The following is a 19857-nucleotide window of genomic DNA, read 5'->3' as shown; positions in this document are numbered from 1 at the left end:
AGAGTGGTCAGCTCGATACCTGGCTGAGCGGGAACAGCAGGTCGACGAAGCGCTCGGCGGTCGGCTGCGGCTCATGGTTGGCCAGACCGGCGCGCTCGTTGGCTTCGATGAATACGTACTCCGGCTGGTCAGCGGCGGGCACCAGCAGGTCGAGGCCGACCACGGGGATTTCCAGGGCGCGTGCGGCCTTGATGGCAGCATCGCGCAGGGTCGGATGGAGAATCGCGGTGACGTCTTCCAGCGTGCCGCCGGTATGCAGGTTGGCGGTCTTGCGCACGGCCAGGCGCTCGCCGGCGGGCAGCACGCTGTCGTAGTCGAGGCCGGCGCCATGCAGGGTGCGGAGGGTTTCGGCGTCCTTGGGGATGCGGCTTTCGCCACCGGTGGCGGCCTGGCGGCGACGGCTCTGGGCATCGATCAGCTGGCCGATGCTGTGGCGGCCATCGCCAATGATTTCGGCTGGGCGGCGGATGGCCGCGGCCACCACCTCGTAGCCGATTACCAGTACGCGCAGGTCGTGACCTTCGTGATAACTCTCCAGCAGTACGCGCTGATCGAACACGCGGGCGCGCTCGATGGCTTCCTGCACCTCGCCCGGCGTACGCAGGTCCACGGCCACGCCCTGGCCTTGCTCGCCATCGACTGGCTTGACCACAACCGAGCCATGTTCGGCGAGAAAAGTGGCGTTGTCCTCGGCGCTGCCGGCCAGGCGCTGGGCTGGCACGCTGAGGTCGGCGCGCGACAGGGCACGGTGAGTCAGACGCTTGTCCTGGCACAGGGTCATGCTCACGGCGCTGGTCAGGTCGCACAGCGACTCGCGGCAGCGAATGCGTCGGCCACCGTGACTGAGGGTGAACAGCCCGGCCTCGGCGTCATCCACTTGCACTTCGATGCCGCGGCGCAGCGCCTCGTCGACGATGATGCGCGCGTAGGGGTTGAGCTCGGCCTGCGGGCCGGGGCCGAGGAAAAGCGGCTGGTTGATGCCGTTCTTACGCTTGAGGCTGAAGGTCTGCAGCTCGCGGAAGCCGAGCTTGGCGTAGAGCTTCTTGGCCTGCTTGTTATCGTGCAGCACCGACAGGTCGAGGTAGCTCAGGCCACGGCTCATGCCGTGCTCGATCAGGTGACGCACCAGTACCTCGCCGACACCGGGCCGGCTGCATTGCGGGTCGACCGCCAGGCACCACAGGCTGCTGCCGTTTTCCGGGTCACGGAAGGCGCGCTGGTGGTTGAGGCCCATGACGCTGCCGATCACCGCGCCGCTGTCTTCGTCCTCGGCCAGCCAGTAGGTCGGGCCGCCCTCGTTGTAGGGCGTGAGCTTGGCCGGGTCGATCGGCAGCATGCCGCGGGTCTGGTACAGGCAGTTGATCGCCTGCCAGTCGGCATCGTTCTGCGCCCGGCGAATACGAAAACCACGAAAGCTGCGCCGCGCCGGGCGGTAGTCAGTGAACCACAGGCGCAGCGTGTCGGATGGGTCGAGAAACAGTTGCTGCGGTGCATGCGCCAGCACCTGGTGCGGGGCAGCCACGTACAGGGCGATGTCACGTTCACCGGGCTGCTCGTCCAGCAGGGACTCGGCCAGGACAGTGGCGTCGGGGTAGGTATGGCCGATCAGCAGGCGGCCCCAGCCGCAATGAATGGCTTGTGGCTGACTGGGCTGGCTGCTGTGATCCTCGGCCAGGCGGGCCTGCAGACGCTCGTAGGATGGTGTCTGGCCTCGCAGCAGGCGTTGGTTGAAGGCAGTGGAGCGCATGGAATAATCCCTGTCCGTGTTCACTACGTCCGGTCTTGGCCGGATCGTCATTGAGTCGCGACACATCCCGGGTTTGCCGGGCTATGACCATTGATCCTGCAGGAGCGGCCCGAGGGCCGCTCCATGTGAGTTACAGACCCTGTTCGCTCAACCACAGATTGAGCGCAGCCAGTTGCCATAGCTTGGACCCGCGCAGCGGCGTGAGCTGGCTCTGCGGGTTGGTCAGCAACTGGTCGAGCATGGTCGGGTTGAACAGGCCGCGATCCTGGCTTGGGTCGAGCAGCAGGTCGCGCACCCAACCGAGGGTGGCGCCCTCCAGATGCTTGAGTCCTGGCACGGGGAAGTAGCCTTTGGGCCGGTCGATCACCTCACTGGGGATGACCTTGCGCGCGGCTTCCTTGAGCACGTACTTGCCGCCCTCCGGCAGCTTGAACTGCGCGGGAATGCGCGCCGACAGCTCGGCCACGCGATAGTCGAGGAACGGCGTGCGCGCTTCCAGGCCCCAGGCCATGGTCATGTTATCCACCCGTTTGACCGGGTCGTCGACCAGCATCACCGTGCTGTCCAGGCGCAGGGCCTTGTCCACTGCAGCATCGGCGCCGGGCATGGCGAAGTGCTCGCGAACGAACTCGCCAGCCATGTCGCCGGTCAGCCAGGCGGGCTGCACGCAGGCCGCGTATTCGTCGTGCTCGCGGTCGAAGAAAGCGGCGCGGTAGGCGGCGAAAGCATCCTTGGCGCCATCGACTTGCGGATACCAGTGGTAGCCGGCGAACAGTTCGTCGGCGCCTTGGCCACTCTGTACCACCTTGCAGTGCTTGGCGACTTCGCGTGAGAGCAGGTAGAAGGCGATGCAGTCATGGCTGACCATCGGCTCGCTCATGGCACGGAAGGCCTGCGGCAGCTGCTCGAGAATCTCGTGCTCGCCAATGCGCAATTGATGATGGCGGGTGCCGAAATGCTGGGCGATCAGGTCCGAATACTGGAATTCGTCGCCACGTTCGCCGCCGGCATCCTGGAAGCCGATGGAGAAGGTCAGTAGGTTCTCCACACCGGCTTCGCGCAGCAGGCCGACCAGCATGCTCGAATCGACGCCGCCGGAGAGCAGCACGCCGACGTCGACCGCCGCGCGCTGACGAATCTCCACCGCTTCACGCATGGTCTGCAGTGTGCGGTCGCGCCATTCTTCAAAGCCGAAGTTCACTTCCTCGCCTTGCGGGCCGAACTGCAGCGTCCACCAGGTGTGCTGCTCAACCTTGCCGTCGGCATCGACACGCATCCAGGTGGCTGGCGGCAGTTTCTCCACGCCCGCCAGAATGGTGCGCGGCGCGGGCACCACGGCATGGAAGTTCAAATAGTGGTTGAGGGCGACGGCATCCAGCGTCTTGGCGATGTCGCCACCCTGCAGCAGGGCTGGCAGCGACGAGGCGAAGCGCAGGCGCTCGCCAGTGCGCGACAGGTACAGCGGTTTGACGCCGAGGCGGTCGCGGGCGATGAACAGGCTTTGCTTGTCACGCTCCCAGACGGCGAAGGCGAACATGCCATTGAGCTTGGGCAGCAGTTTCTCGCCCCACGCGTGATATCCCTTGAGCAGCACCTCGGTGTCACCGCCGGAGAAGAAGCGATAGCCCAGCGCTTCCAGCTCGCCGCGCAGCTCGGGATAGTTATAGATGGCACCGTTGAACACCATCGAGAGGCCGAGATCGCTGTCGATCATCGGCTGGCCCGAGGCTTCGGCCAGATCCATGATCTTCAGCCGGCGATGGCCCAGGGCGATGGGGCCCTGGCTATGAAAGCCATGGGCGTCGGGGCCGCGAGGGGCCAGGTGGTGGGTGATGCGCTCGACTGCCGCCAGGTCCGCGGGGCGTCGATCAAAACGAAGTTCTCCAGCTATTCCGCACATAGTTCCTTACCGGTATTGCCGTTGGGGATGGTGGTTCGGACAGCCCGAACCTTTTACACCAAAACAAGAAAATGCTTTCATGTCAAAGTTTTGGTTAATGTGTATTGGTGCTTATGAGTGATAAAAAAGTTCCTGGTGAAATAGATTTGTCATCTGTCATGGCCTTTGAAATGCCACTATTCCAGGCGCTACGCCGCTTGCAGCAGGCGGGAGAGGTTCACGCCAAGCGTCTGGCTCGCTTTGGCGGGCTGACGCCCATGCAGTTGATGGTGCTGCAGGTGCTGGCCAGCGAGACGCGGATGACTGCGAGCGTGCTCAGTAGTCGCGTCAGCCTCACCGCGGCGACGCTTTCCGGGCTGCTCGATCGTCTCGAAGAGCACGGCCTGTTGCAGCGCCAGCGCGATGACCAGGATCGCCGTCGCCAGTGGCTACTGATCAGTGCCGCCGGACGCGAGCTGATCCAGCAGGCACCGTCGTTGATGCCGCCGGAATTCAACCAGCGTTTTGCCGCGCTGGCCGATTGGGAGCGCCACAGCCTCACTGCCGCGCTGCTGCGCGCCGCCGAACTGTGCGGAGAGATGGAATGAGGTGGGCGATGAACCTGCCTTTTTCAGAAAAAATTCAAGCAGGGTGTTGACTTAGCATCGCCGCCTGCATAAAGTGCGCGCCTCGCTAAGGCACATGGGTGATTAGCTCAGCCGGGAGAGCATCTGCCTTACAAGCAGAGGGTCGGCGGTTCGATCCCGTCATCACCCACCATAGCCTTAGAGAGAAGGACGAAAGTCCACCGACGCGCAGCGGTAGTTCAGTCGGTTAGAATACCGGCCTGTCACGCCGGGGGTCGCGGGTTCGAGTCCCGTCCGCTGCGCCATTATTTCCCAGATCGGCACCTTGTCGATTTGAGATGGTAAAGCCCGTAAGGGCGCCATCAGATGCAACAGAGTTCCATGAGTTCTTTGGACGCAAGTCCAACCGACACGCAGCGGTAGTTCAGTCGGTTAGAATACCGGCCTGTCACGCCGGGGGTCGCGGGTTCGAGTCCCGTCCGCTGCGCCATATACGAAGCCCGTCGATCGCAAGATCGACGGGTTTTTTTTGCCTGTGATCCGGGGTAATCAATCGCCCTGCGGCTTTTCGTCATCTTGTCTTCACACTGGCAACGTAGCTTGCTAACGAAAGATGAAATGCCCCAGGAGAATGCCCGATGGATGACTATCAGGAAGAACTGCTCGAGCGCGACGTCCTCAATCAGGACATGCCCGATGTGGACGACGACGCCACCGAACTCTGAGCTGCGCCGCTGGCCCTGCGCTGTGTGCGACGGTAATCGCCCGGCGTCTGCCCGAGCCAACGCTTGAACGCGCGTTGGAAGGCTTCGGCCGAGGCGAAGCCGAGCAGGTAGGCGATCTCACCAAAGGCCAGCTCGGTGTCACGGATATAGGCCGTGGCCAGGTCGCGGCGGGTGTCGTTGAGGATGGCGCGAAATTGTGTGCCTTCCTCGGCCAGCTTGCGCCGCAACGTCCAGCTCGGCAGGTGCAGGCTGCGCGCCACTTCCTGCAGGTCCGGCTCATGGCCGTGCAGCAAGGGCCCCAGAAGCTGGATCACGCGTTCGCGCAGACTACGCGTGCGAGTCAGTTGATCAAGCTCCCGTTCACACAGCTCCAGCAGGTGCCGCCAGGTGCCTGGGCAATGTTGTGGGTTGCGCAGGGCCAGGGTTTCGCTGCTCAGGCGCAGGCGGTTGGCGCCGCTGGCGAATTCCACCGGGCAGCCGAACAGGGGCTCGTAACGCTCGCCGTAGTCTGGCGCAGGAAATTCGATTTCGACCTTTTCGGGGATGACCGGGCGACCGACCACCTGGCCCAGATTGATCTGCCAGCCGGCCAGTACCGAATCCACCACGAAGCGGTTGTAGGCGTTGTACGGACTGATGGAATAAAAATGCAGCCAGGCGCCGCGCGCATCCTCGCTGAAGCCCGAACGGCCTCGATAGTTGGCGGCATACAGCGGCTCGAAGCGGGTAAGGGTGCGTGCCGCTTCGCGCAGATCAGGCGCTTGCGCGGCGCAGATACCGGCCAGTCCAACCTGGCTCAGGCGGCTGTGGCGGCCCATGTCCAGGCCCAGGGCTGGGTTGTTGCACAGGGCAATGGCGCTATGGCCAAGGCGCATGAAGCGCGGGATCGACAGGCGCGCGCGTGGCTCGCTCAGGCGTGCGGCATCCAGACCGAACTGCTCGAGCAGCGGCTCTGGGCGCTGGCCCTGTTCGCGCAGTGCGTCGGCCAATGCCTGGGTGAAGCCGACGGAGAGATCGCCGAGGCGAACGCGTGATGCCTTCATAACCATAGATTGATCAGTTGCGCGCCACGCTCGCTGGCGCCTCGTTCGCTGCGTCCGGCATCGAAGGCGAGCGCCTGGGACTGACCGCTACGCTCCCACAATCGGCCGCGCAGATGGACTTTCAGCCCGGCGCGAATGCCATGGGTCTGCAGTAGTTCGCCAAGCTTGGCGTCGTCCGCCTGGCTGTCCAGATCGCTGGGCATTGCCAAGAGCTCGATGGTCTCGTCGCCAGCCGTCGTTGCCTGGCGCAATTGCTGCATGTCACCGCCGAGTATCACGCCGAGGCGACCTGCCGGGGTTTCCAGTACCTGCACGGCACCGGTTGTTTCGGTCGTCAGCGCGCCTGCACTGAAGGCGTGGCGTTGTGGCTGGCCGAGCGGGTTGCCGGCCCGGTCGAAGACCAGGCTGACGTTGTACAGCGGCCCGCGGCCGATCTCGAGGCGGCCCCGTTCTATATGAGGCTCGGGCAGAACGATGGAGCCCGCCACCAGGGTGATCTGGTAATCGCGAGCCAGATCGCCAAACAGCTGTTGATAGTCGCGCGCCATGGTCTTGGCCTTGGTCCGCAGCATGGCATCGTCCAGGCGCGCGTCGTCTGCGGCGCCCAGTAGCGCGCCGAGAAAATCCAGCGGGTTGGTTACCGCCAGCCAGTGCATGGCCTGGCGGCGCTCGGTGGCACGGTAGAGCTCTGCCTTCTCGCCAACGGCGAGCAGCCAGGTGCCGATATGTTCCGGCAGCACGACGACGGTGCGCGCGTTGAGCATGCCCCGCTCACGGGCGTGATCGAGGTAGGCGTTCAGTTTCAGGCGCAGACGGGCGAGGCTCTGGTAGTCCGCTGGGAACAGCTCAGGCTGGATGCCCAGCAGGTTACCGCGCGGGCCGGGCTCGCCGATATCCAGCGCGACCTGGCTGCGCAGGTCGGACAGGTAGTGGCTGCTGGGGCGCTGCTCGATCCACTGGGCGTAGCTGCCGAGGCCGGCAAGCAGGGCGAGTGAGAGCAGTAGGGTGATCAGTAGACGCATTTCGGGATGTTCGGCTTCGTTGCGGTGCAGGTTAGGTCGGTCGAGCCGTGCTGCCAAGGTGAATTGCTATTTTTGATCATTATCTTGTTAGTTTCGATCATTGAGCATGGTTGGCAGCCTCTTTATCGTCTGGCTCCATAACCGACCGCGTGACCATGAGACCGCGGCAATCCGTGAACTGCACCGCGATGTGGAGAATTCCATGACTGCTCGTTACCCGCACCTGCTGGCCCCGCTCGACCTCGGCTTCACCACGCTGAGCAACCGTACCCTGATGGGCTCCATGCACACTGGTCTGGAAGAGAAGCCGGGCGGCTTCGAGCGCATGGCGGCCTATTTCGCCGAGCGCGCCCGCGGCGGCGTCGGCCTGATGGTCACCGGTGGCATCGGCCCGAACGAGGAGGGCGGCGTGTATTCCGGCGCGGCCAAGCTGAGCACGGTGGAAGAGGCCGAAAAGCACAAGGTCGTCACCCAGGCTGTGCATGAGGCCGGCGGCAAGATCTGCATGCAGATCCTCCATGCCGGGCGTTATGCCTACAGCCCCAAGTCCGTGGCACCGAGCGCCATTCAGGCGCCGATCAACCCGTTCAAGCCGCGTGAGCTGGACGAGGAGGGCATCGAGAAGCAGATCGCCGACTTCGTCAATTGCGCCGCGCTGGCCCAACAGGCCGGTTATGACGGTGTCGAGGTGATGGGTTCGGAAGGCTACTTCATTAACCAGTTCCTGGTTGCCCACACCAACCACCGTACCGACCGCTGGGGCGGCAGCTACGAGAATCGCATGCGTCTGCCGGTGGAAATCGTCCGTCGCGTGCGCGAGGCGGTGGGGCCGAACTTCATCATCATCTATCGCCTGTCGATGCTCGATCTGGTCGAGGGCGGCAGCACCTGGGACGAGATCGTGCTGTTGGCCAAGGCCATCGAGCAGGCTGGTGCCACCATCATCAACACCGGTATCGGCTGGCACGAAGCGCGTATCCCGACCATCGCCACCAAGGTGCCGCGCGCGGCCTTTACCAAGGTCACCGCCAAGCTCAAGGGTGAGGTGTCGATCCCGTTGATCACCACCAACCGCATCAATACCCCGGAAGTGGCCGAGCAGGTACTGGCCGAGGGCGATGCCGACATGGTGTCGATGGCGCGTCCGTTCCTCGCCGACCCGGACTTCGTCAACAAGGCCGCCGAAGGCCGCGCGGACGAGATCAACACCTGCATCGGCTGCAACCAGGCCTGCCTGGACCACACCTTTGGCGGCAAGTTGACCAGCTGCCTGGTCAACCCGCGTGCTTGCCATGAGACCGAGCTGAACTACATCCCCACCACCACGGTGAAGAAGATTGCCGTGGTCGGTGCCGGCCCGGCTGGTCTGGCCGCTTCCACCGTCGCCGCCGAACGTGGCCACAGCGTGACTCTGTTCGATTCGGCCAGCGAGATCGGCGGCCAGTTCAACGTGGCCAAGCGCGTGCCGGGCAAGGAAGAGTTCTTCGAGACCCTGCGTTACTTCAAGCGCAAGCTGGAAACCACTGGCGTTGACGTGCGCCTGAATACCCGTGTGTCGGTGGACGACCTGGTAGCTGGCGGCTTCGACGAAATCATCCTGGCCACTGGTATCGCGCCGCGTACGCCAGAGATTCCGGGTATCGAGCATGCCAAGGTGATCAGCTACCTGGACGCGATTCTCGAGCGCAAGCCGGTCGGGCAGAAGGTCGCTGTGATCGGTGCCGGCGGTATCGGTTTCGATGTTTCCGAGTTCATCACCCATCAGGGCAAGGCCACCAGCCTCGACCGTGACGAGTTCTGGAAGGAATGGGGTATCGATACCGCGCTCGAAGCCCGTGGCGGCGTGGCGGGTGTCGAGGCGCATCCTCACCCGGCGGCGCGTCAGGTGTTCCTGCTGCAGCGCAAGAAGTCCAAGGTCGGCGACGGCCTGGGCAAAACCACCGGCTGGATTCATCGCACCGGCCTGAAGAACAAGGACGTGCAGATGCTCAACAGCGTCGAGTACGTGCAGATCGACGATGCCGGTCTGCATATCCGCATCGCTGGTGGCGAGGAGCAGGTATTGCCGGTCGATACCGTGATCGTCTGCGCCGGCCAGGACCCGCTGCGTGAGCTGCAGGAAGGTCTGGAGAGCGCTGGCCAGCGCGTGCACCTGGTCGGTGGCGCGGATGTCGCCGCCGAGCTCGACGCCAAGCGGGCGATCAACCAGGGCTCGCGTCTGGCTGCTGAGCTGTAATGACGACGCCCCGCCTACAGACCGTTTGAAAACGTAGCGAGCGAAGGTCAGGCAAGGCAAAAAATGGCGAGAAAGCGCAGTTTACGAGTTGTAAATGAGCATTTTGAGCCGTTTTTTAACGCAGCATGGCCGAGCGCAGTAGTTTTCATACGGTCTGCTGCGAGGTGTTGGCTGTCTGGCCTGACAACAACAAGGAGAAGCCGATGTCTCTCAATGCCCAGCTGCAACCTGCCGCTGCAGCCAGCCTCGAGCGCTGGCACCAATTCGTCGCCGCCAAGGATCTGAGCGCCTTGCCTGAGTTGCTGCACCCACAGGCGGTGTTCCGCTCACCGATGGCACACACCCCGTATCCGGGGGCGCAGGTGGTCAATATGATCCTCAATACTGTGCTCAAGGTATTCGAGGACTTCGCCTATCACCGTGAACTGGCCACCGCCGATGGCCTCAATGTGGTGCTGGAGTTTTCCGCGAAGGTTGGTGGGCGCGAGCTGAAAGGAATCGACATGATTCGTTTCGACGATTCGGGGCTAATCGTCGAGTTCGAGGTGATGGTGCGCCCGATGAGTGGGCTGCAGGCGCTCGGTGCCGAAATGGCCCAGCGCCTGGCGCCTTTTCTCGCTGCAGCCAAAGGCTGAACGGCGCTCTACTTGAGAACGCCCACTTCTCGGTAAAAGCGCTCGGCGCCTGGGTGCAGCGGAATCGGCAGGCCACTGGTGGCGCGCTCCAGTCTGATGTCCTTGGCTGCCGGATGCGCTTCGGCCAATCGGTCGAGGTTCTCGAAGAGCAACTTGGTCATCTGATAGGCCACGGCGTCGGAAACGCTGGTCTGGCTGACCAGAACGTTGGTGATGGTCGCCGTCGTCACGTCGCTGCCCTGGCCTTTGTAGGTGCCGGCAGGAATGGTGCCTGACTGATAGGCGCTGCTGCCGATACGTGACACCACCTGCTCTGGAATGGCGACGAAGGTGATTGGCACGCGTTCGGCCAGGTCGCGAATCGCCGCCATGCCCAGCCCGGCCGACTGCAGGGTAGCGTCCAGTTGGCCTCTCTCGATCAGTGCGACCGATTCGGCGTAAGGCTTGAATTCGACATGGCCCATATCCTCGTAGCTGAGACCTGCGGCCTTGAAGATGGCTCTGGCGTTAAGCTCGGTACCCGAGCGCGGCGCCCCGACGGAAATACGCTTGCCGCGCAGGTCTTCCAGGCTGGTGATCCCCGATGCCTTGCTGGCGACGATCTGGATGTAGTTCGGGTAAATACCGGCGATAGCGCGTAGGCGGTCACGCGGTGCTCTAAAACCGGCTTCTTCGTCGCCTTTCCAGGCATCGGCTACCGAGTCACCCAGCGCGAAGGCCAACTGACCACGGGCGATCTGCAGCAGGTTGAGGTTCTCCACCGAGGCTTTGGTGGCCCGCACGCTGGTGGTCGAGTCTGCGATGCGCTCGCTATAAAGGTCGGACAGGCTCATGCCCAGCGGGTAATAAACGCCACTGGTGCCGCCGGTGAGAATGTTGATCGAGGTTGGATTCGCCTGAACGTTGAGGCTATTGGCCAAAATCGCGGCAGCGGCGAGCAGGCCAAGGCGCTTGGCTGAGTGCATGGGGATTCTCCGTTATTGTTATTTTGGACTTAAGGATGCATCAGCGCTGTGCGGGCAGTTCTCTGGTGCTGGGGGGCCTGAAACGGCTTGAGTGATGAGTACTGGCAGTGAAATGGTGATGGCAGAACATGGCTGACCTCTTGTCTTTTTTATCAGTCCGACCACGCGTTTCGCGCGCGGGTTGGTCTGTCACAGAGCAGGTGACGTGCCAGCTTGTCGGACCGCCGGTCTAGAGCGGGTGAGCTCAATGGTCTCGACTCTGATAGGCGGAAGTTTGCCTATGCTGGAAAAGTAAAAAGCAAGAATCCGCCGAGCGAGCTGTGCTGGGCAGGCTAGTGCTCATCCTGTCGCGCCGGGTGGCTGGCAATTCGCGTACTTTCCGTTCTGGTCACATTTTTGCGCCAAGCAGTGGCCTATTTGGGCTGGCTCGCAGAGTGAGTGCCAACCCAGTCACATTGCTGTGGTTGGGTTTTCCCCTAGACTTGCTCGAGGTATCAAGGACGATATCAGTGCAGAGTCTGCGCTGCGCTGGCACGCGACGTATTCCCGGTTGGTCCAGAGGGTCCTCAATGAGCATGCAGAACAAGCCGCAGATGGTGGAAGCCGTGATGTTCTTCAGTGAACGCGGTATCTGCAAACAGATGATGTTCCCTGAGTTCGAGGCTTTGCTCGACGGCGTGGTGAACATGCCCGAATTCGCCGACGAGCAGATGCGTGCGGTGTTCGTGGTGATCAATCCGCGCCTGCTGGTCAGGGCTGCGGTGTTCTTCTTTCTGGATTTCGACGAGGACGGTCGCCCCGATAAGGGCTGGAATATTCCTCTACAACATCTGGCCGAGCGTGCCGGCCGTGGTCCGGATCTTGGCGCTGGGCCGATTCGTCTGGCCTGTCGCAGCCAGTGTCCGGTTTCCTGGCATCAGATGCACCTTTGGGACCCCAGCCTGGCGCCCACTCAGAATGACCTGGTATTGCTGCGCGATGCAGTCAAACGCAATCAGCTTGGGTTGCTGATCGAGGACGACAGTGCTCAGGCGGTGGTTGCCGAGCGTTTGCAGGTGGCTTCCGAAGATAAATGGTATGCGCCCGATCCGGCCAAGGAAGTGGCCGAGCAATTGGCGCAGAAAATGGATCAGGAACATCGAGCCAAGACCGCGCAGCTGATTCAGCAGCAGCGTCTGCGCATCACCAGCCTGACCCAGCAGCATGAAGACGAACTGGCCAAGTTCAAACTGGCCAGCGAGGAGCAGAGCAAGAATCTGCAGGGGCAGATTCATGGGCTGCATCAGGCGCTGCGCCAGCAGGAGGAGCTCAACGCTAACCTCAAGGCGCAACTGGCCGCCCAGGCTGAAAGTTTCCAGAGCAGCCGTGAAGACATGACTCAGCAGCTACGTGCCCTTGAGCGTTATGGTCGTACCGAGGGCGACATCCTGCGTGCGCAGTTCGACGGCGAAATGCGCGCCAAAGTCGCTGCGGCCGTGGCGGACTACAAGGAGCAGATCGCCATTCGTGACGTTGAACTGGCCTATCGCAACGAGCTGGATGCCCAGTTGCAAGCGGAGATCGAGCGCCTCAAGCGTGAGCGCGATGCATTCGCCAGTCAGGGCGGTGACCAGGTGCTGGATCGTCTGGCCAAGCTTGGTGTGGTGTTCGTGGTGTACCACCCGGGCGCTGGGCACCTGACCATTCCTCTCCAGGACGTCGCCCGCTACCAGGACAACCCGATGGCCTACGCTGCGGGTAAATGCTTCGTTTCCGAAGAGCAGTATCGCCACTGGTTGGCGCATTATCAGCAGCCCAGCTGCGACGCATCCTTGCCCAGTGGAGAGCGCTGCGCCATTCCCATCGACCGCGTCGATACGCCCAGCCGTTTCGCTCTGGGTGATTCGAACTGCTGTGGGCGGCACAAGGCGAGTAGTCGTCTGCGTACCGTCAGCTGATCTTGCCAGTACGGATTCCCACCTGGCGTCCGCGTGCGCCGCTACAACGTCTGCAACTGGACTGGCTCGAGGCTGCCAGCGTCGAGCTTGCCTGTTTGCGCCTGGATCTTGTCGACCCCCTGTTGTCCGGCAACAAGTGGTTCAAACTCGCGCCCTATCTTGAACAGGCCTCTGCGGATGGTGCGCAGGGGGTGATCAGTCTGGGTGGGGCGCACTCCAATCATTTGCATGCGCTGGCTGCGGCGGGACAGCGTTTCGGCTTCGCCAGCGTCGGTCTGTTACGTGGCGAGGTGCAGCAGACCCCGACCGTCGATGATCTGCAGCGCATGGGCATGACCCTGCACTGGCTGGGTTATGGCGGTTACCGTGCGCGGCATCAGCCAGATTTCTGGGTGCCCTGGCTCGCTCGATACCCGAATTTTCAGGTGATTGGTGAGGGCGGTCTGGGGCTTCAGGGCGCCAGTGGCTGTAGCTGTCTGGTGGCGATGGCCGAAGCGCAGTTGGCCGATATCGGCTGGTCCGATTTCGATGCCTGGTGGCTGGCTACGGGGACCGGCACTACCCTGGCCGGTTTGCTGCTGGGTGATGGTCAGCGCAGCGTATTCGGCGCGCAGGCGGTACCCAATGCTCACGGCGTCGCCACTCAGGTCGCCACGTTGCTGGACGAGGCCGGGGCGTCGGCGCGGCGTCACCAACTGATCGAGGCAGCACGCGGCGGTTTTGCCCGTATCGATGAGCCGCTACGCCAGTTCATCCTGGAAACCGAGCAAGCCTGCGGTGTGCCATTGGAGCCTGTGTATACCGGCAAGGCGCTGATGGCGCTACGCGATTTCTGCGAGCAAGGTCAACTCGCACGCGGCACTCGGCTGATCTTCATTCATACTGGCGGCTTGCAAGGTCGACGGGTGTTGATGGGCGCCAGTGCCGACTACACTCAGGTCTGACCAGCGGAGCCTGGAAATCCTCATGAGCGAACCCCTTACCCCCGAACAACTGCGCAGCCTGACGCCGCTCAATGCGCTTTCCGCGCAGCAGTGGCGCGAGTTGCGTAGCCAGTTGGTGCCGCAGCCGCTGCTGGCCGGGCAACTGCTGTTTCGTCAGGGGGATCAGGCGCGCCTGACCTGCTATCTGCTGGCTGGCGAGTTGCAGCTGCAGGATGCCGCGGGCAGGACGCAGACGTTGCAGGCCGGCAGCGAGATCAGCTGTCACCCGGTGTCACCCGGCCTGCCACGGTTGCATGACGCTCGCGCCTTGACCGATATCAGCGTGCTGATGATCGACAGTGCCACGCTCGATCGCCTGTTGACCTGGCGTCTGGCGCATCAGGATCTGTTACTGGCATTGCAACACAGTGGCGCCGATATCGAATGGCTGGAGCGACTGCTGGAAAACCCGCTATTTGCCAAGGTACCGCCAGCCAACGTGCAGAACATGCTGGCGCGGCTGCACAGGGTCGAGCTGGCTGCTGGCAGTCGGGTGCTTGAAGAAGGCGCTACCGGCGATTGTTGCTACTTCCTGGAAAGTGGCCGCGCCGAGGTGATTCGCGGCGCTGGCAGTGATCACCAGGTGCTGGCGGAGCTGGAAGTGGGCGCCTGTTTCGGTGAAGAAGCGCTGCTTGCTGATCGGCCACGCAATGCCACGGTGACCATGGTCGAGGCGGGCAGTGTGCTGCGCCTGGATCGTCAGGATTTCTTTGCTTTGCTCAAGGCTCCAGTCGTGGCCGAAGTGTCGCTGGGCGAGGGCGCCAGGTTGCTGACACAGGGCGCGCAGTGGCTGGATGTGCGGCTGCAGGAAGAGTACGAGAAGGCGCACGCGCCGCAAGCGCTGCACATGCCGCTGCAGCTGTTGCGCCTCAAGGCGCGCCTGCTGGATCGCTCACGCACCTACCTGTGCTACTGCGATAGCGGCAAGCGCAGCAGCAGTGCGGTGTTTCTGCTCTCGCAACTGGGTTACAGCGTTTATGCCCTGCGTGGCGGCCTGGATGCCCTGCCGGCGGTGCAGCGCGACGCACTGCTGTGTGAAAGCGGGGCAGGGTATCTGGCGCGTTCCGGTGGGCGTACCGAACGTAGCCGTTGATTGGCGCTGGCCCTGCGGCCTATCAACGAGGTGGGTGAAGCCCCGGATTGCCGGTAGCAGCGTCCCGGATTGCATCCGGGCTACGACTGCGCCGGCCACTGATCGTTGACCAGAAAGATTCGTTCGACCTCCCGCCAATCACCGGCGTGATCTTCCTCCAGTCGTACCAGCAGCTGCGCCTGAGCCTCTGGGCGCAGCGTGTTCAGCCATTGCTGGAAGGTGTCTGCGGGCCAGGTCTCGTCAGTCTTCACTCGCGCCGGTGCGAGCCAGGCCAATCGCGGCAGGGGTTGCCAGCGAGCGTCTGGTTTGGTCGCGGCGAAAGCATCCCAGTCGCACTGGTGTAGCCAATTGCCCCGGCAGTGCTCGGGGCTCGCGCCGCGAGGTGATGGGCAACCATCAGGCCAGGGGTAGAACAAGTAGCCGCCGAGCCAGAAGGCGGACCGAGTATCGCCCAACTGCAGCTCGTTCAAGGTCGCGCGTGCCTCGCGGCGCGACGACAGGGGCAACTGGTGCTGCGCGAGGTGACCGAGTTTCAGGTCAAGCCGATCATGGCTGCCGGGGCCCAGCCAGTCCGCCGCGTCGCTGCTGCGCGTGCCCAGGTAGAACTTCACCGCCAGCTCCAGGTGATGCTCGCCTTCCGCGTCGCGCAATAGCAGGTCCAACTCGCCCAGTGTCTGGCCGTTCTGACGGATCGGCAGGTTGGAGGCGACCACCTCGACATCCGGCGCCGCGCGCAGGGCGAACTGCCACAGGCGTTCGTAATAAAGGCCGAGGCGGCGCACCGGTTTTGCAGCCAGCCAGGTGTGCAGTGGGCTGGGGTCCTTGTCCTGCTGCGCAAGCCAGTCTGCCAGTTGTTGTGGTTGTCGCGTCCAGCAACTGGCTTGCAGGGGATGACGCTGGGCTTTCGTGGTCTCACCGAGCATGGGTGGCGAGAGCAGCGTCCACGCCAGGTCGCGCACGGCAGGGGTGTGGAGGCTTTGCAGCAGGTCATGCATCAGGTCAGGGTCGCTCATGATCCCGAGCATAGCGCAGCAACAGCAGTGGTTTGCTGCGGCCCCGGCGTTTGGCCGATAATCTCTCTTCGTTTCTTATCTGTCTGGCGGGAGTCCCATGGAGCAATTTCGCAATGTCGGCATCATCGGGCGCCTGGGCAGCACGCGGGTTCTGGAAACCGTGCGCCGCCTCAAGCGCTTTCTGATCGACCGTCACCTGCATGTGATCCTTGAGGACACCATCGCTGACGTGCTGCCTGGGCATGGCTTGCAGACGTCCTCGCGCAAGATGCTGGGCGAGGTCTGCGACCTGGTGATCGTCGTCGGCGGCGACGGCAGCATGCTCGGCGCGGCGCGCGCCCTGGCGCGGCACAAGGTACCGGTGCTGGGGATCAACCGCGGCAGCCTGGGCTTTCTCACCGACATTCGCCCCGATGAGCTGGAGCTCAAGGTGGCGCAGGTGCTTGAAGGCCACTACCTCACCGAGAACCGTTTTCTGCTGGAGGCCGAGGTGCGCCGCCAGGGCGAGGCCATCGGCCAGGGCGATGCACTCAACGACGTGGTGCTGCACCCCGGCAAGTCGACGCGGATGATCGAGTTCGAGCTGTATATCGACGGCCAGTTCGTCTGCAGTCAGAAGGCCGACGGCCTGATCGTCGCTACACCCACCGGCTCGACCGCCTACGCGCTCTCCGCAGGCGGGCCGATCATGCATCCCAAGCTCGATGCCATCGTGGTGGTGCCGATGTACCCGCACACCCTGTCCAGCCGGCCTATCGTGGTCGACGGCAACAGCGAGCTGAAGGTGGTGGTATCACCGGACATGACCATTTACCCGCAGGTGTCCTGCGACGGCCAGAACCACTTCACCTGCGCGCCGGGCGACACCCTGCACGTGGCGAAGAAAGCGCAGAAGCTGCGCCTGATCCATCCGCTGGATCACAATTACTACGAGGTCTGCCGCACGAAGCTGGGTTGGGGCAGTCGCCTGGGAGGGCAGGACTGAATGTCCCTCGACCCCCATCGTGGCTATGACCTGATCGGTGATATCCACGGTTGTGCGCGCACCCTCGAACGTCTGCTCGATCGCCTGGGTTATAGCCAGCAGGGCGGCGTGTGGCGCCATCCGACGCGCATGGTGATCTTCCTCGGTGACTTGGTCGACCGTGGCCCTGGCATTCGTGAAGCCCTGCACCTGGTGCACGATATGGTTCGCGCAGGCCAGGCACTGTGCATCATGGGCAACCACGAGTTCAACGCGCTGGGCTGGAGTACACCGGCTCCACCAGGCAGCGGCCGTCACTACGTGCGCGAGCACAGCCCGCGCCATCAGCGCCTGATGCGTGAGACATTGGCGCAGTTCGAAGACCATCCGCAGGAGTGGCGCGAGTTTCTGCGCTGGTTCTACGAGATGCCACTGTTCATCGACGCCGGGCGCTTCCGCGTCGTGCACGCCTGCTGGGATGCCGAGCTGATCGCACCGCTGCAGGCGCAATTTCCCGATGGCTGCATTGACGAGCATTTCCTGCAGGCCTCGGCCGTGCCCGGCAGCTTCGCCAACATGGCGCTCGATCGCCTGCTGCGCGGCACCGACATGCGCTTGCCGCACGGCCTGACCCTGACCAGCGGTGATGGCTTCACGCGTTCCTACTTCCGCACCAAATTCTGGGAAGAGGACCCGAAGACCTATGGCGATATCGTCTTCCAGCCCGATGCCTTGCCGGAGCTGGCGGCGCAGACGCCGCTGACCGAACTGCAGAAGGACGAATTGCTCAGGTATGGCGCGCACGAGCCGCTTTTGTTCGTCGGTCATTACTGGCGACGCGGCAAGCCGGCGCCGATCCGGCCCAATCTGGCCTGTCTGGACTACAGCGCAGTGGTCGGCGGCCGCTTGGTCGCTTATCGCCTGGATCAGGAAACACGTCTTGATGCGGGCAAATTCGTCTGGGTCGATGTCGACCCGCAGGAGGCACCGCGATGACGGCAGTAGAAGTACTGCGCTTGCCACTGGATACCGACTTGAGCGGCTTCGTTGGCCTGTTGCAGCGCTTGAACGTACCACACCGGGTGGCGGAAGAGGGCGGTGAGCAGGTGCTCTGGGTGCCAGGTGAGCAGCTTGCCGGGCAGGTGCGCGAGCTTTATGCGCGTCACCCGCAGGGCGACGCCGGTGGAGAGTTGCCGGCTAGCGCTGCGCCGGTGCGGGAGAGTTTCTTTACGCAGTTGCGGGGCAGTCCGATTACGGCACTGGTGCTGCTGGCGACCTTCATCGTCTTTGCGGTGACCCTGGCGGGCGAGAATTTTTCTACCATCCGCTGGCTGAGCTTCGTCGATTTTCGTATCGACGGTGAGCGCATCTATCTGACCTATCTGGATGCCACCTTGGGCAGCGGTCAGTGGTGGCGCCTGATCACGCCGATGCTGATTCACTTCGGCTGGCTGCACCTGGCGATGAACAGCCTGTGGTACTGGGAGCTGGGGCGGCGCATCGAGTTTCGTCAGGGGGCCATTGGCCTGCTCGGGCTGACCTTGCTGTTCGGCCTGGCGTCGAACTTCGCCCAATACTGGTGGGCTGGGCCGTCGTTGTTCGGCGGGTTGTCTGGCGTGCTTTATGGCCTGCTCGGGCATTGCTGGATCTACCAGCGCCTGGCGCCGAATCCGGCCTACCGGCTGCCGCCCGGCGTATTGGTGATGATGCTGATCTGGCTGGTCGTCTGCATGACCGGCATCTTCGAAACGCTGGGTGTTGGTGCCATCGCCAACGGCGCGCACGTCGGTGGTTTGCTCATCGGCTGCCTGACAGGGCTGCTTGGCGGTATGCTGGCAAGACGCTGATTTATTGGGTGGGCTGAAGCGGAGCGCCGCCCGGCCCATTCTACGATTTACTTGGAGACCTGTATGTCGTCCTTTCTCGATGCGATTGAAAACATCACCCCGGAAATCTACGAGAGCCTCAAGCTGGCCGTGGAAATCGGCAAATGGCCGGACGGCCGCAAGCTGACCCAGGAGCAGAAAGAGCTGAGCCTGCAGGCGATGATCGCCTGGGAAATGCAGAACCTGCCGGAGGACGAGCGCACCGGCTACATGGGCCCGCAGGAGTGCAGCAGCAAGTCCGAGCCGGTTCCCAACCTGCTGTTCAAGTCCTCGGATACCCTGCACTGATGAGTGAATTGGGACGTGGCTCGCTGAGCAAAATGAAGGCGCACCTGGACGCACCGGTGCAATACGCTTTCCGCCTGGGCGAGGAAGAAGTGCCGGTCAATCCGCTGGTGGGCAAGCACTTGCGCCTGGAATTCCTCGGCGCCATCCATTGCACGCACTGCGGGCGCAAGACCAAGACCAGTTTCAGCCAGGGTTACTGCTACCCCTGCATGCAGAAGCTGGCGCAATGCGATATCTGCATCATGAGCCCGGAAAAGTGCCATTACGATCAAGGCACTTGCCGCGAGCCGAGCTGGGGCGAGCAGTTCTGCATGACCGACCATATTGTCTACCTGGCCAACTCGAGTGGCGTGAAGGTCGGCATCACCCGCGCCAGCCAGGTGCCGACGCGCTGGATCGACCAGGGCGCGACTCAAGCGCTGCCGATTCTACGCGTGGCCACCCGGCAGCAGTCCGGCTTCGTCGAGGATCTGCTACGCAGTCAGGTGGCGGACAAGACCAACTGGCGTGCGTTGCTAAAAGGCGACGCTGAGCCGGTCGATCTGCTGGCCATTCGCGAGCAGTTGTTCGACAGCTGTGGCGCGGGCATTGCCGAGCTGCAGCAGCGCTTCGGCCTGCAGGCCATTCAGCCGCTGTCCGCGGCCGAGGTGCAGGCGATTCGTTATCCCATCGAGGCCTATCCGGCCAAGATCACCAGCTTCAACCTGGACAAGCAGCCGCTGGCCGAGGGTACCCTGCTCGGTATCAAGGGCCAGTACCTGATGTTCGATACCGGCGTGATCAATATCCGCAAGTACACCGCCTACCAGTTGGCCGTCCACGAGATCGCCGCCTGACACCCGATTGCCACCGGC

At 63.1% G+C, this 19857-nt stretch carries 17 protein-coding genes and 3 tRNA genes; 14 read left to right on the top strand and 6 right to left on the bottom strand.

From position 1 onward, the window contains the following. Positions 1-7 precede the first annotated feature (7 nt). Positions 8-1747 carry an N-acetylglutaminylglutamine synthetase gene (gene ngg, locus CDO35_RS07275; RefSeq protein ID WP_099523302.1) on the bottom strand — a complete coding sequence of 580 codons (1740 nt, stop codon included), beginning with the start codon at positions 1745-1747 and terminating at the stop codon, positions 8-10. Positions 1748-1877: 130 nt separating this feature from the next. Then, positions 1878-3647: an N-acetylglutaminylglutamine amidotransferase gene (locus CDO35_RS07270; RefSeq protein WP_099523300.1), complete on the bottom strand. Its 1770-nt coding sequence runs from the start codon at positions 3645-3647 to the stop codon at positions 1878-1880. A 113-nt stretch (positions 3648-3760) separates the two neighbouring features. Between CDO35_RS07270 and CDO35_RS07265 the strand changes: the two genes are divergently transcribed. The 4 genes from CDO35_RS07265 (at position 3761) to CDO35_RS07250 (ending at position 4703) form a co-directional block, all read left to right on the top strand. Further along, positions 3761-4234 carry a MarR family winged helix-turn-helix transcriptional regulator gene (locus CDO35_RS07265; RefSeq protein ID WP_037000023.1) on the top strand — a complete coding sequence of 158 codons (474 nt, stop codon included), beginning with the start codon at positions 3761-3763 and terminating at the stop codon, positions 4232-4234. A gap of 96 nt (positions 4235-4330) precedes the next feature. Then, positions 4331-4406: transfer RNA gene (locus CDO35_RS07260), tRNA-Val, on the top strand. A gap of 35 nt (positions 4407-4441) precedes the next feature. Next, positions 4442-4518, top strand: a tRNA-Asp gene (locus tag CDO35_RS07255). A 108-nt stretch (positions 4519-4626) separates the two neighbouring features. Further along, a tRNA-Asp gene (locus tag CDO35_RS07250) sits at positions 4627-4703 on the top strand. A 192-nt stretch (positions 4704-4895) separates the two neighbouring features. On the opposite strand, the gene CDO35_RS07245 is transcribed toward CDO35_RS07250, so the two are convergent. Together CDO35_RS07245 and CDO35_RS07240 are read right to left on the bottom strand one after the other, a co-directional pair. Beyond that, positions 4896-5981, bottom strand: coding sequence for an AraC family transcriptional regulator (locus CDO35_RS07245; protein WP_208019942.1), 1086 nt, complete (start codon positions 5979-5981; stop codon positions 4896-4898). After that, positions 5978-7003 carry a carbon-nitrogen hydrolase family protein gene (locus tag CDO35_RS07240; protein WP_099523295.1) on the bottom strand — a complete coding sequence of 342 codons (1026 nt, stop codon included), beginning with the start codon at positions 7001-7003 and terminating at the stop codon, positions 5978-5980. The genes CDO35_RS07245 and CDO35_RS07240 overlap by 4 nt, the downstream gene beginning before the upstream one ends. Before the next feature lie 202 nt (positions 7004-7205). On the opposite strand from CDO35_RS07240, the gene CDO35_RS07235 reads away from it, so the two are divergent. Continuing rightward, positions 7206-9239 carry an NADPH-dependent 2,4-dienoyl-CoA reductase gene (locus CDO35_RS07235; protein WP_099523629.1) on the top strand — a complete coding sequence of 678 codons (2034 nt, stop codon included), beginning with the start codon at positions 7206-7208 and terminating at the stop codon, positions 9237-9239. Positions 9240-9442: 203 nt separating this feature from the next. Next, positions 9443-9874: a nuclear transport factor 2 family protein gene (locus CDO35_RS07225; RefSeq protein WP_099523292.1), complete on the top strand. Its 432-nt coding sequence runs from the start codon at positions 9443-9445 to the stop codon at positions 9872-9874. Between the two features lie 8 nt (positions 9875-9882). Here the strand turns inward: CDO35_RS07225 and CDO35_RS07220 are convergent, their stop codons facing one another. After that, positions 9883-10839, bottom strand: coding sequence for a TAXI family TRAP transporter solute-binding subunit (locus CDO35_RS07220; protein WP_099523290.1), 957 nt, complete (start codon positions 10837-10839; stop codon positions 9883-9885). A gap of 569 nt (positions 10840-11408) precedes the next feature. Here CDO35_RS07220 and CDO35_RS07215 point away from each other — a divergent pair. From CDO35_RS07215 to CDO35_RS07205, 3 genes are read left to right on the top strand one after another with little or no spacing between them, the layout of a single operon-like run. Then, on the top strand, positions 11409-12776 hold the full coding sequence (locus CDO35_RS07215) for a chromosome partitioning protein ParA (protein ID WP_099523289.1): 1368 nt from the start codon (positions 11409-11411) through the stop codon (positions 12774-12776). Between the two features lie 2 nt (positions 12777-12778). After that, positions 12779-13720, top strand: coding sequence for a 1-aminocyclopropane-1-carboxylate deaminase/D-cysteine desulfhydrase (locus CDO35_RS07210; protein WP_099523287.1), 942 nt, complete (start codon positions 12779-12781; stop codon positions 13718-13720). 22 nt (positions 13721-13742) lie between these two features. Next, positions 13743-14852, top strand: a complete 1110-nt coding sequence (locus tag CDO35_RS07205) for a cyclic nucleotide-binding domain-containing protein (protein ID WP_099523285.1) — start codon at positions 13743-13745, stop codon at positions 14850-14852. Positions 14853-14932: 80 nt separating this feature from the next. On the opposite strand, the gene CDO35_RS07200 is transcribed toward CDO35_RS07205, so the two are convergent. After that, positions 14933-15865: a DUF1853 family protein gene (locus tag CDO35_RS07200; RefSeq protein WP_099523627.1), complete on the bottom strand. Its 933-nt coding sequence runs from the start codon at positions 15863-15865 to the stop codon at positions 14933-14935. 97 nt (positions 15866-15962) lie between these two features. Here CDO35_RS07200 and CDO35_RS07195 point away from each other — a divergent pair, with 97 nt between their 5' ends. The 5 genes from CDO35_RS07195 to CDO35_RS07175 all read left to right on the top strand — a co-directional run bounded on the left by CDO35_RS07195 (position 15963) and on the right by CDO35_RS07175 (position 19839). Then, entirely contained in the window at positions 15963-16850 is an 888-nt protein-coding gene (locus CDO35_RS07195; protein WP_099523283.1) for an NAD(+) kinase, read from the top strand. Then, positions 16851-17825, top strand: coding sequence for a metallophosphoesterase (locus tag CDO35_RS07190; protein ID WP_099523281.1), 975 nt, complete (start codon positions 16851-16853; stop codon positions 17823-17825). Further along, positions 17822-18676 (top strand): rhomboid family intramembrane serine protease, encoded by an 855-nt coding sequence (locus tag CDO35_RS07185; protein WP_099523279.1) that lies wholly within the window; start codon positions 17822-17824, stop codon positions 18674-18676. Before CDO35_RS07190 ends, CDO35_RS07185 begins: the two co-directional genes overlap by 4 nt. Positions 18677-18739: 63 nt before the next feature. Continuing rightward, positions 18740-19003 carry a YeaC family protein gene (locus CDO35_RS07180; protein ID WP_099523277.1) on the top strand — a complete coding sequence of 88 codons (264 nt, stop codon included), beginning with the start codon at positions 18740-18742 and terminating at the stop codon, positions 19001-19003. Then, positions 19003-19839: a DUF2797 domain-containing protein gene (locus CDO35_RS07175; protein WP_099523275.1), complete on the top strand. Its 837-nt coding sequence runs from the start codon at positions 19003-19005 to the stop codon at positions 19837-19839. Before CDO35_RS07180 ends, CDO35_RS07175 begins: the two co-directional genes overlap by 1 nt. The last annotated feature ends 18 nt before the right edge of the window (positions 19840-19857 follow it).

This window comes from Pseudomonas sediminis, from assembly GCF_002741105.1.
In the GTDB taxonomy this organism is placed as follows: Bacteria; Pseudomonadota; Gammaproteobacteria; order Pseudomonadales; family Pseudomonadaceae; genus Aquipseudomonas; species Aquipseudomonas sediminis.
This window is presented reverse-complemented; position numbering and strand designations above follow the sequence as displayed.

What these genes read in the sequence shown, in the direction of transcription:
- CDO35_RS07175 (WP_099523275.1), top strand. Translation starts at nt 19,003, where the DNA reads ATGAGTGAATTGGGACGTGGCTCGCTGAGCAAAATGAAGGCGCACCTG.
- CDO35_RS07245 (WP_208019942.1), bottom strand. Translation starts at nt 5,981, where the DNA reads ATGAAGGCATCACGCGTTCGCCTCGGCGATCTCTCCGTCGGCTTCACC.
- CDO35_RS07215 (WP_099523289.1), top strand. Translation starts at nt 11,409, where the DNA reads ATGAGCATGCAGAACAAGCCGCAGATGGTGGAAGCCGTGATGTTCTTC.
- CDO35_RS07220 (WP_099523290.1), bottom strand. Translation starts at nt 10,839, where the DNA reads ATGCACTCAGCCAAGCGCCTTGGCCTGCTCGCCGCTGCCGCGATTTTG.
- CDO35_RS07185 (WP_099523279.1), top strand. Translation starts at nt 17,822, where the DNA reads ATGACGGCAGTAGAAGTACTGCGCTTGCCACTGGATACCGACTTGAGC.
- CDO35_RS07265 (WP_037000023.1), top strand. Translation starts at nt 3,761, where the DNA reads ATGAGTGATAAAAAAGTTCCTGGTGAAATAGATTTGTCATCTGTCATG.
- CDO35_RS07240 (WP_099523295.1), bottom strand. Translation starts at nt 7,003, where the DNA reads ATGCGTCTACTGATCACCCTACTGCTCTCACTCGCCCTGCTTGCCGGC.
- CDO35_RS07235 (WP_099523629.1), top strand. Translation starts at nt 7,206, where the DNA reads ATGACTGCTCGTTACCCGCACCTGCTGGCCCCGCTCGACCTCGGCTTC.
- CDO35_RS07225 (WP_099523292.1), top strand. Translation starts at nt 9,443, where the DNA reads ATGTCTCTCAATGCCCAGCTGCAACCTGCCGCTGCAGCCAGCCTCGAG.
- CDO35_RS07190 (WP_099523281.1), top strand. Translation starts at nt 16,851, where the DNA reads ATGTCCCTCGACCCCCATCGTGGCTATGACCTGATCGGTGATATCCAC.
- ngg (WP_099523302.1), bottom strand. Translation starts at nt 1,747, where the DNA reads ATGCGCTCCACTGCCTTCAACCAACGCCTGCTGCGAGGCCAGACACCA.
- CDO35_RS07270 (WP_099523300.1), bottom strand. Translation starts at nt 3,647, where the DNA reads ATGTGCGGAATAGCTGGAGAACTTCGTTTTGATCGACGCCCCGCGGAC.
- CDO35_RS07180 (WP_099523277.1), top strand. Translation starts at nt 18,740, where the DNA reads ATGTCGTCCTTTCTCGATGCGATTGAAAACATCACCCCGGAAATCTAC.
- CDO35_RS07200 (WP_099523627.1), bottom strand. Translation starts at nt 15,865, where the DNA reads ATGAGCGACCCTGACCTGATGCATGACCTGCTGCAAAGCCTCCACACC.
- CDO35_RS07205 (WP_099523285.1), top strand. Translation starts at nt 13,743, where the DNA reads ATGAGCGAACCCCTTACCCCCGAACAACTGCGCAGCCTGACGCCGCTC.
- CDO35_RS07195 (WP_099523283.1), top strand. Translation starts at nt 15,963, where the DNA reads ATGGAGCAATTTCGCAATGTCGGCATCATCGGGCGCCTGGGCAGCACG.